Source organism: Pelagimonas sp. (assembly GCF_058892305.1).
In genome coordinates this window covers 18094-33742 of sequence record NZ_JBZXVN010000031.1, presented here as the reverse complement: position 1 = coordinate 33742, position 15649 = coordinate 18094, and the positions used below count along the sequence as shown (strand labels likewise).

Here is a 15649-nt window from a genome sequence, read left to right as displayed (position 1 = left end):
AGGTATCGCCGGGTTTCGGAGGCTTTGCAAGGGAGGCGTCGTTAATGGGCCTAGGGGCTCAAGTGGACAGCCCCATCTTTTCCGCCAAATGCCCCGCGCAACCGGCCAGCGGCGCATAATCATCGGTCATCAAGTGCACCGGAAATTGCGCCATGTAGTCGCTAAACCGGCCCTTGTCGGCAAAGGCTTCGGCAAAGCCAAGGTCAAGCAGATGCGGCCCGACATGGCGCATAACCCCGCCAACCAGATAAATACCCCCAAAGGGTAGGGTGATCAGGGCGGAGTCACTGGCGTAGCGGCCAACAAGGCGGGTGAACATACGAAGGGTCCGTACAGCGCGATCCTGACCTTCGCCAAAGGCCGCCATGATTTGGGCGGCTTCAAGCGGATCGCCTTCGCCATCTTCGCGACAATGAAAGGCGTAAAGCCGTTCCAATCCGCGACCAGACAGGGTTTCCTCAAAACCCGGTGTGCCGTGGCGTTCGGCGATCCAATCGCGCAAACGCAATTCCTGCGCGCTTTGCACAGGGAGCGAAATATGCCCGGCCTCGGCCGGTGGCACGGTGGTTTGGCCGTGGCTATGATAGACGGGGGCGATGTTAAGCCCGGTGCCGACATTCACAACCAAACGCACCGCAAGGGCGCTTTCGCTTGGATATTTGCCAGGTAGAACAGTTTGCAAGCTATCGGGGCCAATGTGGGCCAAGGCATGACCCATGGCCTGTAGGTCATTGAGAACGGCAACGGTTTTGGCCCCGGTGGTTTCGGCCAAGGCCGCAGATTCGACCCGCCAATCGAGATTGGTGAGTTCCCCCACGCCTTCATGCACAGGGCCAGCCATATCAATACAAACCGCATCGGGCGTTCCGCCCAACTCAGCCAAGTAACGCTCCAAGATCGGCTCAATACCCGCGTTTTCGGCATTGCGAAAACGGCGGATGGTCTCGTGGCGCACCTGAGTGCCGCTGGTTAGGGCAACACGGGTATTTGTCCCACCAATATCGGCAACGACGGCTGTGAATTTGGTCATGTTAGCGCTCTCAAGGCTTTCTTTAGCGCGTGGTACGATGATTTTGGCGTTCGCTCAAGGGTGTCAAAGTCAACATGTACCAAGCCAAAGCGTTTTTCATAGCCCAAAGCCCATTCATAGTTGTCCAGAAGTGACCACAAAAAATATCCTTGAACGGGAACGCCTTCGGTGATGGCCCGTTGGATTTGCGCGACATGGGCATTGATAAAGTCGATCCGGTCCGGATCGTCACAGTGACCATTGGCAAGAGTGTCGGGCGCGGCCATGCCGTTTTCGGTGACAAAAAGCGGCAGGTCGCCGGTGTAGTCGTCGCGCGTTCGTTTTAGAAATTTATAGAGACCCTCGGGGTAGATTTCCCAATCCATAAAGGTCTTGGGAAGCGGACCTTCGACCTCCGTCAAGGATGGCCAAGGTTCGGAGGGCGCAGGGGCGAGCAATTTGCGGGTGTAATAGTTCAAACCACACCAATCGACCGGTGCAGTGATGGTGGCAAAATCATCCTGCCACCCTTTGGGCAAATGCGGTTCAAGCCCGGCCAGAACATCGTCGGGATAAGCCCCGTTGAACACACCACCAAGGAACCAACGGTTATAGATGCTGTCATACAGCGCGGCTTTTTCAGCGGCTTCTGGGCTTGCATCGGCAGGGGCCGCCCATTCAAGGTTAAAGACACCACCTAGGTTGGACATGCCCAACCCGCGCATCGCTTGGATAGCGGTGCCATGGGCAAGCAAGACGTGATGCATGGCGCGGGCCGTGGCGCGGATGTCGCGCAGGCCCGGCGCGTGATGCCCAAGAAAATGGCTCAGCCACGCCACGCACCATGGTTCATTGATCGGGGCGACAGAATGCATCCGGTCGCCGATCCGCCCCATGATTGTTTCGGTGTAATCGCCAAACCACTTGGCAATGTCACCATTGCGCCAGCCCCCCTGATCCGCAAGCGCCGAGGGCAGCTCCCAATGATAGAGGGTCGCACAGGGTTTTAGCCCGCGTTCCAACATCGCATCGGTCAATCGGTCGTAAAAATCCAGCCCCTCGGGGTTGGCGGTTTTGCCATCGGGCATCACCCGCGCCCAAGAGGTCGAAAAGCGGTAGCAATCAAACCCGGCGGCCTTGATCAAATCAAGATCAGCCTCATAGCGGTGGTAGTGATCACAGGCCACCGCGCCATGTTCGGCGCGCACGACATTGCCGGGGGTTTCGGCGAAATCATCCCAATGGGTGCGCCCAGCACCGCCAAATCCATGCCCTTCGATTTGGTAACTTGAGGTCGCGACCCCAAAGAGAAAATCCTCTGGGAAATCAGAGCGTTCAAACTTCATGCTACTTCTCTACTTTAGGAGGTTGCGCCGCTGTACTAGCGATCTCTAGGGGCAGGGCCAGTTGAGGTGCCAATGATCAACTCGGCTTCTATGATTTCATGCTTGGGGCCCGTCGACGGATTGCGGATCAGGTCAAGCAATAACTCTCCGGCACGGATTCCGGCCTTGCGCACCGAGGAGCGGGTGGCGGTGAAAATCGGCACGTCGTGACCATTTTTCAAATAGCCCAAATCGTCATCATGGGTGATGATCGACACGTCGCGGCCCATCACCATTCCGGCACTTTCAATGGCCCGTCGCACACCGATGGCTGTGATCATCGAGGATGTCAAAAAAGCCGTGGGCGGATTGTCGAGCCGCAGCATCTTTGATGCGCTCAAAAACCCATTGCTTTCGGTCATTTCCTTTGAGCACATCAGTTCAGGATCAAGCGATAGATCGCGCATTTCGAGGGCACCGCGATAGGCCTCGCGACGTCGAAAGGCGTAGTCCATAAATTCGAGCCCGTTCATCAAGGCGATGCGTTTGTGCCCGAGATCAAGCAGGAATTCCGTGGCGCGGCGAAAGGCGCGCGAGTTGTTGGTATCAAGCCAGCTATAGGGAATGTCGATGTTTGAGGCGCGGCCATGCACCACAAACGGCATATTCAATTCGGTCAAAAGCGCGATGCGCGGGTCGTCCATGGTTGGGCCATGCACGATGATTCCATCGACATTTCGCCGCGCACAGATGTCGCGGTAGAGCTGTTCTTGACTTTGATCATCGACCAGACTGAGCATCATTTCGTAGCCCGCCGCCGAATAAGCGGCCCCGGCACCGGCGATGAAATCCCCGAAAACCGGGTTCACCATTTCGTGCTGGGTCGACACGGGAATCACGTGGCCGATGGCGTGGGCGCGTCCCAAAGCAAGGCCTTTGGCGCGGGCGTTAGGGCTGTAATTTAGCTCACGCGCGACCTTTTGAACCCGTTCGCGGGTCTTCTCACTTACCTCAGGATACCCGTTCAGCGCCCGGCTAACCGTGGTCTGAGACAAGTTGAGATGTTCTGACAGTTTCTTCAGGTTCATGTCTCATTAAGGGTCAAAGCGCTTCGGATTTGTCAAGCCTCTCTTGCGTTTTTCGCATATCGAAAGAATGGGGCAGGAGTGCTGACCAACTGGTAAAATCCAACAATACTTGGCTTTGGTGCTTGACAGGATGGGGCGACTCGGATCATTTTGAGGCATTCAAAGCGCTTTGAAGATGGCTGCCACATACAACTTTGGCGGCCAAAGCGCATGAGTAAGGACACGCGCCCAATGCGGCGTGATCAATCGGGAGGATCGTCCATGATGAAATCTTTTTACCTTGGCGCAGCTGCGGCCGCGCTTATCGCTGGGTCGGCGGGTGCCGAACAGCTCACCATCTCTGGCCCATGGCTTGGAGCAGACGAAGAAAACGTTCAGAAGGTTCTGGATGTCTTCCGTGAGCAGTCAGGCATTGACGTAAGCTATGTCGGCTCTGATAGCTTTGAGCAGCAGATCACGATCGACGCGGAATCCGGATCAGCTCCGAACATCGCGGTTTTCCCGCAGCCTGGTCTTGCCGCCGATATGGCGTCGCGTGGGTTCCTGACACCGTTGGCCGAAGGTACCGGCGATTGGGTCAAAGAGAACTACGCAGCGGGTCAAAGCTGGGTTGATTTGGGCACCTATGCAGGCAAAGACGGCGCGGAAAACCTTTATGGCTTCTTCTACAAGGTCGACCTGAAATCACTTGTTTGGTTTGTGCCAGAGAATTTTGAGGATGCGGGTTACGAAGTCCCGACGTCTATGGAAGATCTCAAAGCATTGTCCGACCAAATCGTCGCGGACGGCGGCACCCCTTGGTGTATCGGTCTGGGATCTGGTGGTGCGACCGGCTGGCCAGCAACCGATTGGGTCGAAGACCTGTTGCTGCGCACCCAAACACCTGACGTTTATGATGGTTGGGTCAAGAACGAGATCGCCTTTACCGACGAGCGCATCGTTGGCGCGATCGAAGAGTTCGGTGCATTCGCCCGCAACGACGCCTATGTCGCCGGTGGTGCCGGGGCCGTGGCCTCGACCGATTTCCGCGACAGCCCAAAAGGCATGTTTGCGTCTCCTCCCCAGTGCTACATGCACCGTCAAGCGTCGTTCATCCCGGCCTTCTTCCCCGAAGGCACCGTGGTTGGCGAAGACGCTGACTTCTTCTACTTCCCATCCTATGCGGGCAAAGAGCTTGGCAATCCGGTTCTTGGTGCGGGCACCTTGTGGGCGATCACCAATGATAGCCCCGAAGCTCATAAGTTCATTGAGTTCCTGCAATCCGCAGAAGCCCATGAAACATGGATGGCGCTCAAGGGTTTCTTGACACCACACAAGGGTGTGAACCCAGAGGCGTTTGGCGACCCAACCCTCCAGAAGATGAACGACGTGCTTCTTGGTGCGACAACCTTCCGTTTCGACGGATCTGACCTGATGCCGGGCGGTGTTGGTGCCGGGTCGTTCTGGACCGGTATGGTTGACTATGCAGGTGGCAAAGCTGCTGCTGATGTTGCTGGCGAAATTCAGTCCAGCTGGGATGCTTTGAAATAAGTAAACCACTCACGAAGCCCTGGTGGTGATCGGCCATCAGGGCTTTTTTGTACAAGTTTTGTACATTGCCCGTCTTGACCCTTTTTGGGCAAGGCCTCTGCCTGTGGCATCGCCGCTGCGGGAATCCTGACATATAGGGAGGGTACGATGCATCCAGCAATTCTGGGTCTTTTCACCATTGCGATCGGAGTAGGGGGCTGTGTGGCCTATTACTTCAGCTCAAACTGGGTTTTGGACAACGTCCTGTATCCGGCCAAGGGGCCACATGCAGGCCGCAATATCAACCGCGCCAACTTGATCCGGCCCTGGCTGTTTCTGTTCCCCGCGCTTGTCGCCTTGGGTCTCTATCTGGCCTATCCGGTGTTTGAAACGTTGCGCTTGTCTTTGACAGATCGTGATCAGGACGGGGCCTTTGTTGGTCTGGCCAACTACAGACAGATGTTTAGCGAGCCAAAGTTTTGGGAAGCGATGCGCAACAATATGTTGTGGCTGATCGTTGTTCCGGCGATGTCGACGATGTTCGGCCTTTTGGTGGCCCAGCTGACCGACCGGATCAAGTGGGGCAATATCGCGAAATCCCTGATCTTCATGCCAATGGCGATTTCCTTTGTTGGCGCGGCGGTGATTTGGAAGCTTGTCTATGATGCCCGCCCGGATGGCACAGAACAGATTGGGGTGCTCAACGCGCTTTATGTCTGGTTTAGCGGTGGGGCCCCGCAACAATGGCTTACCCTGCCGATTTGGAACAACTTTTTCCTGATGGTGGTATTGATTTGGATCCAAACCGGTTTTGCCATGGTGATCCTATCCGCCGCCCTGCGTGGCATTCCCGAAGAAACCATCGAGGCGGCGATTGTCGATGGGGCCAACCCGATACAGATTTTCTTTAAGATCAAAGTGCCGCAAATCAAGGCGACGATCATGGTGGTTTGGACAACGATCACCTTGGTTGTGCTCAAGGTCTTTGACATCGTGTTTGCGATGACCAATGGGCAATGGGAAACGCAGGTTTTGGCGAATTACATGTACGACAAATTGTTCCGCTCGTTTGACTGGGGGGTCGGGTCGGCCTCGGCGATGATCATCATGTTGCTGGTCACTCCGATCCTGGTTTGGAACGTGCGCAATGCGCGCAAGGAGATGCGTTGATGGATAACATTGCTGGCACCAAAAGTTCGCTCACATGGGCGGTTCATATCTCGGTTGCGGTTCTGGTTGCGCTTTGGCTTTTCCCGACGGTTGGTTTGTTTGTGTCCTCCTTTCGGACGGCGGACCAAATCTCGACCTCGGGGTGGTGGAAGTCCCTGTTTCCCTCCGAACAAAACCTCACCATTCGTAGCGCCGCGCCCGATACACAAGTTCAGGACGGGCCGCTCTTTGTCATCGAGGGCAATCTGTTTGAGGGCAAAGAGGCAGAGATCAGCGTCTGGGGAATTTCATCGCGCGCCATTGCTGATTTTGGCCCCGGAGATACCGCCGAGTTGAAAAAGGGTGGGCGTGTCACCGTGCAAGCCAATGGCGATTATCGCATGGAAAACGAAGAGGAATTTAGCGGAAAGCGGGGCATTCGTATCTTTGTTACCGCCGAAACACCCGCCGAATTCACCACCCAAAACTACCGCAATATGTTGCTTGATCCCAAGAATGTGGACGGCATGGCCAAGGCGTTTTTCAACACGCTGACGGTGACCATCCCGGCCACGATCATCCCAATCGTGGTGGCGGCCTTTGCGGCCTATGCCTTGGCGTGGATGGATTTTCCGGGGCGCGCGCTTTTGATCGCCTGTATCGTGGCGCTGTTGGTCGTGCCTTTGCAATTGGCGTTGATCCCATTGCTGAAATTCCACCTTGGGATCGGGATTGGTAAAGGCTATCTTGGCACCTGGTTTGCCCATACCGGGTTTGGATTACCCTTGGCGATCTACCTGTTGCGCAACTACATGGTTGGTTTGCCAAAGGATATCATCGAAAACGCCCGTGTAGACGGGGCGACGGAATTCCAGATCTTTACCAAGATCATTTTGCCGCTCAGCTTTCCGGCCCTGGCCAGTTTCGCGATTTTTCAATTCCTGTGGACTTGGAACGATCTTTTGGTCGCCAAAGTGTTCTTGATTGACAGCACAGGCCAGACCACGGTCATGACTGCGCAGATTGTCGAGCTTTTGGGAACGCGCGGTGGCAACTGGGAAATTCTGGCCACGGCGGCCTTTGTCTCAATCGCGGTGCCGTTGGCGGTTTTCTTTGCTATGCAGAAATACCTTGTGCGCGGTCTGCTGGCCGGCTCAGTGAAATAGGATGACTATGAACAAGCAAACTCAAATCAAAGCGTCGCCACTGGTCGCAGACAAGGATTGGTGGCGTGGCGCGGTGATTTATCAGATCTATCCGCGTAGCTATCAGGACAGCACCGGTGATGGCATTGGTGACCTAAAGGGCATCACCCGGCGTTTGCCGCATATCGCCTCGCTTGGCGTCGATGCGATCTGGATCTCGCCGTTTTTCAAATCACCCATGAAGGATTTCGGCTATGACGTGTCGGATTACTGTGATGTTGATCCGATGTTTGGCACGCTGGGCGATTTTGATGCGCTGATTGTGCGGGCGCATGAATTGGGCCTGCGGGTGATGATTGATCAGGTGCTTTCGCATAGTTCTGATCAACATCCGTGGTTTCAGGAAAGCCGTGCCAGCCGTGACAACGCCAAGGCCGATTGGTATGTTTGGGCCGATCCCGAACCCGATGGCACGCCGCCCAACAACTGGCTGTCGATCTTTGGCGGATCGGCCTGGCAGTGGGATGCGCGGCGTGAGCAATACTACCTGCATAACTTCTTGACCTCACAGCCGGATTTGAATTTCCACTGTCCTGAGGTTCAAGACGCTTTGTTGCAAACCGTGCGCTTTTGGTTGGATCGTGGCGTGGACGGGTTCCGCCTTGATACGATCAATTTCTATATCCATGACAAGCTGTTGCGCTCAAACCCGCCTTTGCCGCCAGAAGAGCGTGACGACAGCATTGCGCCGCGCGTGAACCCCTATAACCACCAGATGCATCTCTTTTCCAAGAACCAGCCGGAAAACATCGCGTTTCTGGAACGGTTTCGCGCCTTGCTAGATGAATACCCGGCGGCCACGGCCGTGGGGGAGGTTGGCGATGCGCAGCGTGGTCTTGAGATCATGGGCGAATACACAGCGGGCGATAACCGCGTGCATATGTGTTACTCGTTTGAGTTCCTCTCGGGGGATACGCCGACCGCGGGGCGGGTTGTGGATGTGTTGACCAAGGTCGATGGGGCCGCGCCGGATGGCTGGGCCTGTTGGGCGTTTTCCAACCACGATGTGGTGCGCCATGCCAGCCGCTGGTCCTTGGGCGGGGAGGCCCAAAAGGCCTTTGCGACCCTGTTGATGTGCCTGCGCGGCTCGGCGTGTTTGTATCAAGGTGAAGAGTTGGGTCTAGAAGAAGCAGACGTGGCTTTTGAAGACTTGCAAGACCCCTATGGTATTGAATTTTGGCCTGAATTCAAAGGTCGTGATGGATGCCGAACGCCGATGGTATGGGAACAATCCAATGCGTTTGGTGGGTTCTCTGATGCCAAACCATGGTTGCCGGTTGCCAGCGGGCATTTGGCGAAGTCGGTGGCGGACCAGGAAGAAGACCCCGGTGCCTTGTTGCATCATTATCGCCGCGCCGTGGCCCTGCGCCACGCCCATCGCGCCTTGTCCAAAGGGGACTTGAGCGGCTTGTCGGCCTTGGGGACTGTGGTCTCCTTTCTCCGACAGGACGGGGGGGAAGAGATATTCTGTGCCTTTAACCTAAGCGATGATGCCGGGCAGGTCGACCTCCCGGCGGGCAAATGGCAACAGATTGGTGGAGAGCTCAGCGCTGACGTGCCTGAGCAGGGCAAGATTACATTGAAATCATGGCAAGTGGCGTTGGCGCGCCGTGTGCAGACGTAAAGGGAGAGGGCGATGACCGATTTGAAACTGACAGGTGTAGGCAAGACCTATGCCGGCGCGGTTGAAGTGCTCACGGATATCAATCTAGATATCAAACAGGGTGAATTGATCGTTTTTGTTGGCCCGTCGGGCTGTGGGAAATCAACGCTGTTGCGGATGATTGCGGGCCTAGAAAAGATCACCGCCGGGGAGCTGATGATTGATGGCCAGCTGGTCAACGACGTCCCACCCGCGCAACGTGGCATTGCCATGGTGTTCCAGTCCTATGCGCTATATCCGCATATGACCGTGCGGGAAAACATGAGCTTTGCGCTCAAACTGGCGGGACAAACAAAGAGCGAGATTGACGAAGCGGTGAACCGCGCCGCGCATATGTTGCAGCTTGATGAATACCTTGATCGTTTGCCCAAGGCCTTGTCCGGCGGGCAGCGCCAACGGGTGGCCATTGGCCGTTCGATTGTGCGCGATCCCAAGGTGTATTTGTTTGATGAACCGCTCTCAAACCTTGATGCCGCTTTGCGTGTGGCGACACGGATTGAGATTGCCCAGCTCAAGGAGCAAATGCCAGATCGTACGATGATCTATGTGACCCATGATCAGGTTGAGGCAATGACATTGGCCAGCCGCATCGTGGTTTTGGCGAATAAGGGGATTGCGCAGGTTGGCACGCCCCTTGAACTATATGAGCGGCCCAATTCCGAGTTTGTGGCGCAATTCATCGGCTCGCCTGCCATGAATCTGCTGCCGGGCGAAGTCATTGGTACCGGTGCTCAGACCCGTGTACGCTTGGCGGGGGGCGGGGAAACCCTGTCGGACTACCCGACGACGGATGCCGATATGGGGCTCAAGGTCAATGTCGGTGTTCGGCCCGAAGATTTTGTCGCCGCGACCGACGACATGGTGTTTACCGGCCGGGTCAAAATCACCGAAGCCTTGGGCGAGGTGACTTTACTTTACTTTGAACCGGTCGACGGCGCGGAACCGGCCATCGCTAAATTGCCGGGCATCCACAAAGAGATGCGCGGCAAAGAGGTGGCTTTGACCACGACACCGGACAAGGTGCACCTGTTCGCCAATGGTGCATCATTGCTCTATCGCTAAAAGCGAAAAGGGCGGGCCGCCAAGCCCGCCCTTTTTTTGATCCGCCCGTTGTTTTAGGGCAAAACCGTGATCGGAACACGGTGAATGACGGCGCGTTCCTGCGCCAGTTGATAGCGCAGCTCGTATTCCCCCGGTTCATCCGGCATGCGCAGTTTGACCGGTTTGCCGTTTTGAACGCCGTTGCTGTGAAGGCCCCAGACATCGCCACCGATCTCTTTGATCGAAATGAAATCGCCGTCGTTGGCGGGACCCTCCCAAGTGATCATCACCTCTTGCCCGGCTTTGGCGTCTGTTGGCGCTGTGATGCTCACCTCTGTGTCGGTGATGGTGATCGGCACCCGGTAGATCACAGCGCGCTCCTGTGCCAATTGATAGCGAAGCTCATAAGCGCCGGGTTTGTGCGGCATGCGCAGTTTCATGGATGACCCGACATGGGTGCCTTCGGAATTGATCCCCCAGCCATCACCACCGGCTTCTTTGACCGATAGGAAATCCCCCTCGTTGTCCGGCCCGGTCCATGTGAATTCAATCACTTCACCAATTTCGGCGCTTGCGGGCGCGTCGATTGTCACCGCGACATCGACGATGGTGATCGGCTGGCGCAGGATGACCTCACGCTCTTCGGCCAGTTGATAGCGAATTTCATAGTCACCGGGTTCATGCGGCATCCGCAGCTTGAGGGGCGACCCAATATGGGTGCCTTCGGAGTTGATCCCCCAGACATCGCCACCGGTCTCTTTGACCGAGATGAAATCGCCATCATTGTTGGGGCCGGTCCAGATGATCTCAATCACCGCACCAATCTCGGCCTGCTGAGGGAACTCCAACGCCACTTGCGCGGCAACCACATCAATCGGCTGGCGGTGAATGATTTTGCGTTCCTCGGCCAACTGATAGCGGATTTCATATCGGCCGGGTTCGCCGGGCATCCGCAATTTCAGCGGGTTGCCGTCATCAACATTGGCGGAGTTGATCCCCCAAACGTTGCCGTCTGTTTCATGAACGGAAATGAAATCGCCTTTGTTGCCCGGCCCTTGCCACGTCACCTCGATCACCGAGCCTATTTCGGCCTGTTCAGGATGGGCGAGCGCGATTTGTGCCTCTGTAACCTCGATGGGCTGGCGATAGATCACCGCGCGATCTTCGGCCAATTGGTAGCGCAATTCATATTGCCCCGGCTCCCCCGGCATCCGCAATTGCAGCGGGCTTCCCTCTTTGACATTGGCATCGTTGATTGGCCATTGATTGCCGCCCAATTCGTGAACCGAAAGAAAGTCACCTTTGTTGGCTGGACCGGTCCAAGTGACCGGGATCGACGCACCAATTTCGGCTTTGGCGGCGGCGTCAATTGTTACTTCCGAGGGTAGAATCTCAATCGGGGTGCGGGCGATCACCTCGCGGTTCCGCTTGACCTGATACCGCAATTCATACAGGCCGGGTTCGGCCGGCATCCGAAGTTTGAGCGGGTTTCCGTGTTTAACATTGCTGTCGTTGATCGGCCATTGATTGCCGCCAACGTCATGAATAGAAACGAAATCGCCTTTTTCACCGGGGCCATCCCAGCTTACCTCGATGGTCTGTCCCTGAAACGCGGTTTCCGGGCCGGTGACGGTTGCCTCTGGCACAATGACGGGCAGGATCAGAGTAACGGTTTGGGCCTTTTCGAGGACCTCAAAGTCACCGCTGACCTCTTGTTCATCGGCGTCGCGTATGGCGGTTGCGGTGTAGTTTCCCGCGGCAAGCTCAAGCGCAAAAATGCCGGTTCCATCGGCGCTAAACCCATCGGGGCCGGAGATGGACCAGCTCACACCGTTAGACATATCGCCACCATCCACGCCATCCTGGGCGACAAAGCGCGTCTCAACGGGGGCCGGTTCAGGGTCTGGCTCTGGCTCTGGGGCAGGGGCCTCGGCGATGGTGGTCAGGGCATCCGAAAGCTGATCGGCATCATCCGCCGTCACAAATTGCCCGCCTGTTTCATCGGCCAAACACTGCAATTGCCCAAGCGCAGTTGCGTCGTCGGAAACGTCAAATCCCACCACATGAACGGTCAAATCGACGCCGGTTTCTTCGAGCGTTCGGGCCACTTCACACGGATCGGCAACACAGGTTTCGCGCCCATCGGACACCAAAATCACTGTGGCACGTTCTTCGGTATAGCGTAGCTCCTCGGCGGCGGCACGCACGGCGTCACTTAGCGGCGTTTTGCCCTTGGGTTTGATGCCGTTGACCGCCTGCGCAATGGCGCCGCGCGTGTCCGGTCCGGGGCGAACCACCGTTTCGATATCGGCGCAATTGCCTTTTTCGCGATGGCCATACACGGTTAGGCCAAGGTCGGTATCTTTGGGCAACGCCCCAAGCAAATCACCGACAACCTCTTGGGCGATGGTGATTTTTGCCTTGCCGTCGATCTGGCCCCACATCGACCCGGACCCATCCAATACCAGAATGCTAGATGGCCGATCTTGGGCGGCAAGGGGGAGCGCGGCCAGTGACAGCCCAGACACCAAAAGTGAGCGCAAAAGCGACATGAAAAATCTCCGATTAAATCAATTGCCGGGATAAAAGCGGGTGACGAAACGGAACTCAAGGCAGGTTTTCCGCACCTCTCGGGTCAATTCCTGCCGGAAATTGTCAGGGGCACGCGCGTGTTCTCCTTTCGTACTAAAATTTCGATTGGCGAAGCTTGGGCTTTCGCCTATCTGTTAGCGAGGCTTGGCGCGAGGCGCGTGTCAGGGCGCGTAATTGGGGGACGACATGCCAGAGTTGAAACAGATCGAGGTGCGCGGTGCGCGCGAGCACAACCTTAAATCAATTGATGTGGATATTCCGCGTGATCAGCTGGTTGTGATTACCGGTCTGTCCGGATCGGGGAAATCCTCTTTGGCCTTTGATACGATCTATGCCGAAGGGCAGCGGCGCTATGTCGAAAGCCTAAGCGCCTATGCGCGGCAATTCCTTGATATGATGGAGAAACCCGACGTTGATCATATCGCTGGCCTGTCCCCGGCCATCTCGATTGAACAAAAAACAACGTCGAAAAACCCGCGCTCCACCGTTGGTACGGTGACCGAAATTTATGACTATATGCGCTTGCTCTTTGCCCGGGTTGGCACGCCCTATAGCCCCGCCACCGGCCTGCCGATTGAGGCGCAACAAGTACAGGATATGGTCGACCGGGTTATGGGGATGGAAGAGGGCACGCGCGCCTATCTTCTTGCGCCGATTGTGCGCGACCGTAAGGGCGAGTATCGCAAAGAATTTCTCGAGCTGCGCAAATCCGGTTTTCAGCGGGTGAAAGTCGATGGCGAGTTCCATGAGCTTGATGCGCCACCGACGTTGGACAAAAAGTTCCGCCACAATATTGATGTTGTGGTCGACCGGGTTGTGGTGCGCGAGGGCATGGAAACCCGTCTGGCCGATAGTTTCCGCACCGCGTTGGATTTGGCGAGCGGCATTGCCGTTTTGGAAACCGCCCCCAAAGAAGGTGAACCGGATCGCCTTGTTTTTTCAGAGAATTTTGCCTGTCCAGAAAGTGGTTTCACCATTCCAGAGATTGAGCCTCGGCTGTTTTCATTCAACGCGCCCTTTGGTGCCTGTCCGGATTGCGATGGGCTTGGCAAAGAGCTGTTTTTTGACGAGCGGCTGGTGGTTCCGGATGTGACCTTGCAAATCGCGGATGGGGCTTTGGCCCCGTGGCGCAAAGGCAAATCACCGTATTTCTTGCAAACCATTGATGCCATTGCCAAGCACTATGAGTTTGACAAAAAGTCACGGTGGAAGGACCTTCCTGCGCATGTGCAACAGGTGTTTTTGTTCGGCTCAGGGGACGAGGAAATCCAGTTCCGCTATGACGAAGGCGGCCGAGTTTACGAGGTTAAACGGGTGTTCGAAGGGGTGATCCCCAATATGGAACGCCGCTATCGCGAGACCGATAGCAATTGGATTCGCGAAGAGTTTGAGCGTTACCAAAACAACCGCCCCTGTGCGACCTGTGAAGGTTATCGTCTGCGTCCCGAGGCGTTGGCGGTCAAGATTGGGGCCGGGGACGATCTTCGCCATGTTGGCCAAGTTGTTCAAATGTCGATCAAAGACGCGTTCAACTGGTGTACGACGGTTCCCGAGGCTTTGACGGTCCAGAAAAACGAAATTGCCCGCGCCATCCTTAAGGAAATTCGCGAACGGCTTGGGTTTCTCAACAACGTTGGCCTTGAATACCTGACGCTGTCGCGCAACTCTGGGACGCTTTCGGGCGGCGAAAGTCAACGGATCAGACTGGCGAGCCAAATTGGCTCGGGCCTAACCGGGGTTTTGTATGTCTTGGACGAGCCAAGCATCGGCTTGCATCAACGTGACAATACCCGCTTGCTCGACACGCTGAAAAACCTGCGGGACCAAGGCAATACGGTGATCGTCGTTGAACATGACGAAGAGGCGATCCGCGAGGCCGATTATGTTTTTGACATCGGTCCGGGGGCCGGGGTGCATGGCGGGCAAGTGGTCTCGAAGGGTACACCAGATGAAGTCACCAATGATCCGGCGAGCCTAACCGGCCAATACCTATCAGGGACGCGTGAAATCAGCGTCCCGACCAAGCGGCGCAAAGGAAACGGCAAAAAGGTTAAGGTTGTCAAAGCGACGGGCAACAACCTGCGCAATGTGACTGCCGACTTCCCATTGGGCAAGTTCGTCTGCGTCACCGGTGTCTCGGGGGGCGGCAAGTCGACGCTCACCATCGAGACCTTGTTCAAAACCGCGTCGATGGCCTTAAATGGCGCGCGTCAGACGCCAGCGCCTTGCGAGACTATCAAGGGCCTCGAACACCTTGATAAGGTGATCGACATCGACCAACGCCCTATCGGGCGCACACCGCGATCAAACCCGGCGACCTATACGGGCGCTTTCACGCCAATCCGGGATTGGTTCGCCGGTCTTCCGGAGGCGAAGGCACGCGGTTATAAACCAGGGCGCTTCAGCTTCAACGTCAAGGGGGGCCGGTGCGAGGCCTGCCAAGGGGACGGTGTTATCAAGATCGAGATGCATTTCCTGCCCGATGTGTATGTAACTTGTGAGACGTGTCATGGGGCAAGATACAACCGCGAAACCCTTGAGATTCGGTTTAAAGGCAAAAGCATTGCCGACGTTCTTGATATGACGGTCGAAGATGCGCAGGAGTTTTTCAAGGCGGTGCCAACGATCCGGGACAAGATGGATGCGCTGGCGCGTGTTGGCCTTGGCTATATCAAGGTCGGCCAACAGGCCACGACCCTGTCCGGGGGGGAGGCGCAGCGGGTGAAACTCTCGAAAGAGCTGGCCAAGCGGTCGACCGGCCGGACGCTATACATCTTGGATGAACCGACAACCGGATTGCATTTTGAAGATGTTCGCAAGCTTTTGGAAGTGCTGCATGAATTGGTTGATCAAGGCAATACGGTGGTGGTGATTGAACACAATCTTGATGTTGTGAAAACCGCCGACCACATCATTGATATTGGCCCCGAAGGTGGCGATGGCGGCGGCGAAGTGGTTGCCGTTGGTCCGCCTGAAAAGGTCGCTAAAGAACCGCGGTCCCATACCGGTCACTACCTTGCCCCGATGCTTGGGTTGGCGCGTGAGGCAGCAGAATGAGATGATGCTCC

Annotated in this window: 10 protein-coding genes; 6 read left to right on the top strand and 4 right to left on the bottom strand. The window is 56.2% G+C overall.

The window, feature by feature from the left end:
* Window positions 1–58: 58 nt before the first annotated feature.
* Genes AC5EFR_RS13310 through AC5EFR_RS13300 form a run of 3 tightly spaced genes read right to left on the bottom strand, consistent with a single transcriptional unit; the run spans window position 59 to window position 3422 of the window.
* Window positions 59–1030, bottom strand: a complete 972-nt coding sequence (locus AC5EFR_RS13310; protein ID WP_493576283.1) for a glucokinase — start codon at window positions 1028–1030, stop codon at window positions 59–61.
* Window positions 1027–2355: a GH1 family beta-glucosidase gene (locus AC5EFR_RS13305; RefSeq protein ID WP_493576282.1), complete on the bottom strand. Its 1329-nt coding sequence runs from the start codon at window positions 2353–2355 to the stop codon at window positions 1027–1029. The genes AC5EFR_RS13310 and AC5EFR_RS13305 overlap by 4 nt, the downstream gene beginning before the upstream one ends.
* Before the next feature lie 35 nt (window positions 2356–2390).
* Complete coding sequence (locus AC5EFR_RS13300) at window positions 2391–3422, bottom strand: LacI family DNA-binding transcriptional regulator (protein WP_493576281.1); 1032 nt, start codon at window positions 3420–3422, stop codon at window positions 2391–2393.
* Window positions 3423–3686: 264 nt separating this feature from the next.
* On the opposite strand from AC5EFR_RS13300, the gene AC5EFR_RS13295 reads away from it, so the two are divergent.
* The 5 genes from AC5EFR_RS13295 (at window position 3687) to AC5EFR_RS13275 (ending at window position 10010) form a co-directional block, all read left to right on the top strand.
* Window positions 3687–4952, top strand: coding sequence for an ABC transporter substrate-binding protein (locus AC5EFR_RS13295; RefSeq protein ID WP_493576324.1), 1266 nt, complete (start codon window positions 3687–3689; stop codon window positions 4950–4952).
* Between the two features lie 147 nt (window positions 4953–5099).
* Window positions 5100–6101: a carbohydrate ABC transporter permease gene (locus tag AC5EFR_RS13290; RefSeq protein ID WP_493576280.1), complete on the top strand. Its 1002-nt coding sequence runs from the start codon at window positions 5100–5102 to the stop codon at window positions 6099–6101.
* Complete coding sequence (locus AC5EFR_RS13285) at window positions 6101–7246, top strand: carbohydrate ABC transporter permease (protein ID WP_493576279.1); 1146 nt, start codon at window positions 6101–6103, stop codon at window positions 7244–7246. Before AC5EFR_RS13290 ends, AC5EFR_RS13285 begins: the two co-directional genes overlap by 1 nt.
* 7 nt (window positions 7247–7253) lie before the next feature.
* Window positions 7254–8909 (top strand): beta-galactosidase BglA, encoded by a 1656-nt coding sequence (gene bglA / locus AC5EFR_RS13280; protein ID WP_493576278.1) that lies wholly within the window; start codon window positions 7254–7256, stop codon window positions 8907–8909.
* A 12-nt stretch (window positions 8910–8921) separates the two neighbouring features.
* A complete protein-coding gene (locus AC5EFR_RS13275; RefSeq protein WP_493576277.1) occupies window positions 8922–10010 on the top strand; it encodes an ABC transporter ATP-binding protein in 1089 nt (362 codons plus the stop codon).
* A gap of 53 nt (window positions 10011–10063) precedes the next feature.
* Here the strand turns inward: AC5EFR_RS13275 and AC5EFR_RS13270 are convergent, their stop codons facing one another.
* Window positions 10064–12541 (bottom strand): VWA domain-containing protein, encoded by a 2478-nt coding sequence (locus tag AC5EFR_RS13270; protein WP_493576276.1) that lies wholly within the window; start codon window positions 12539–12541, stop codon window positions 10064–10066.
* Between the two features lie 226 nt (window positions 12542–12767).
* On the opposite strand from AC5EFR_RS13270, the gene uvrA reads away from it, so the two are divergent.
* Window positions 12768–15638 (top strand): excinuclease ABC subunit UvrA, encoded by a 2871-nt coding sequence (gene uvrA, locus AC5EFR_RS13265; protein ID WP_493576275.1) that lies wholly within the window; start codon window positions 12768–12770, stop codon window positions 15636–15638.
* Window positions 15639–15649 lie beyond the last annotated feature (11 nt).

Coding starts and splice junctions, on each gene's coding strand:
- AC5EFR_RS13270 (WP_493576276.1), bottom strand. CDS start 12,541: ATGTCGCTTTTGCGCTCACTTTTGGTGTCTGGGCTGTCACTGGCCGCG.
- uvrA (WP_493576275.1), top strand. CDS start 12,768: ATGCCAGAGTTGAAACAGATCGAGGTGCGCGGTGCGCGCGAGCACAAC.
- AC5EFR_RS13300 (WP_493576281.1), bottom strand. CDS start 3,422: ATGAACCTGAAGAAACTGTCAGAACATCTCAACTTGTCTCAGACCACG.
- AC5EFR_RS13305 (WP_493576282.1), bottom strand. CDS start 2,355: ATGAAGTTTGAACGCTCTGATTTCCCAGAGGATTTTCTCTTTGGGGTC.
- AC5EFR_RS13290 (WP_493576280.1), top strand. CDS start 5,100: ATGCATCCAGCAATTCTGGGTCTTTTCACCATTGCGATCGGAGTAGGG.
- AC5EFR_RS13295 (WP_493576324.1), top strand. CDS start 3,687: ATGAAATCTTTTTACCTTGGCGCAGCTGCGGCCGCGCTTATCGCTGGG.
- bglA (WP_493576278.1), top strand. CDS start 7,254: ATGAACAAGCAAACTCAAATCAAAGCGTCGCCACTGGTCGCAGACAAG.
- AC5EFR_RS13285 (WP_493576279.1), top strand. CDS start 6,101: ATGGATAACATTGCTGGCACCAAAAGTTCGCTCACATGGGCGGTTCAT.
- AC5EFR_RS13275 (WP_493576277.1), top strand. CDS start 8,922: ATGACCGATTTGAAACTGACAGGTGTAGGCAAGACCTATGCCGGCGCG.
- AC5EFR_RS13310 (WP_493576283.1), bottom strand. CDS start 1,030: ATGACCAAATTCACAGCCGTCGTTGCCGATATTGGTGGGACAAATACC.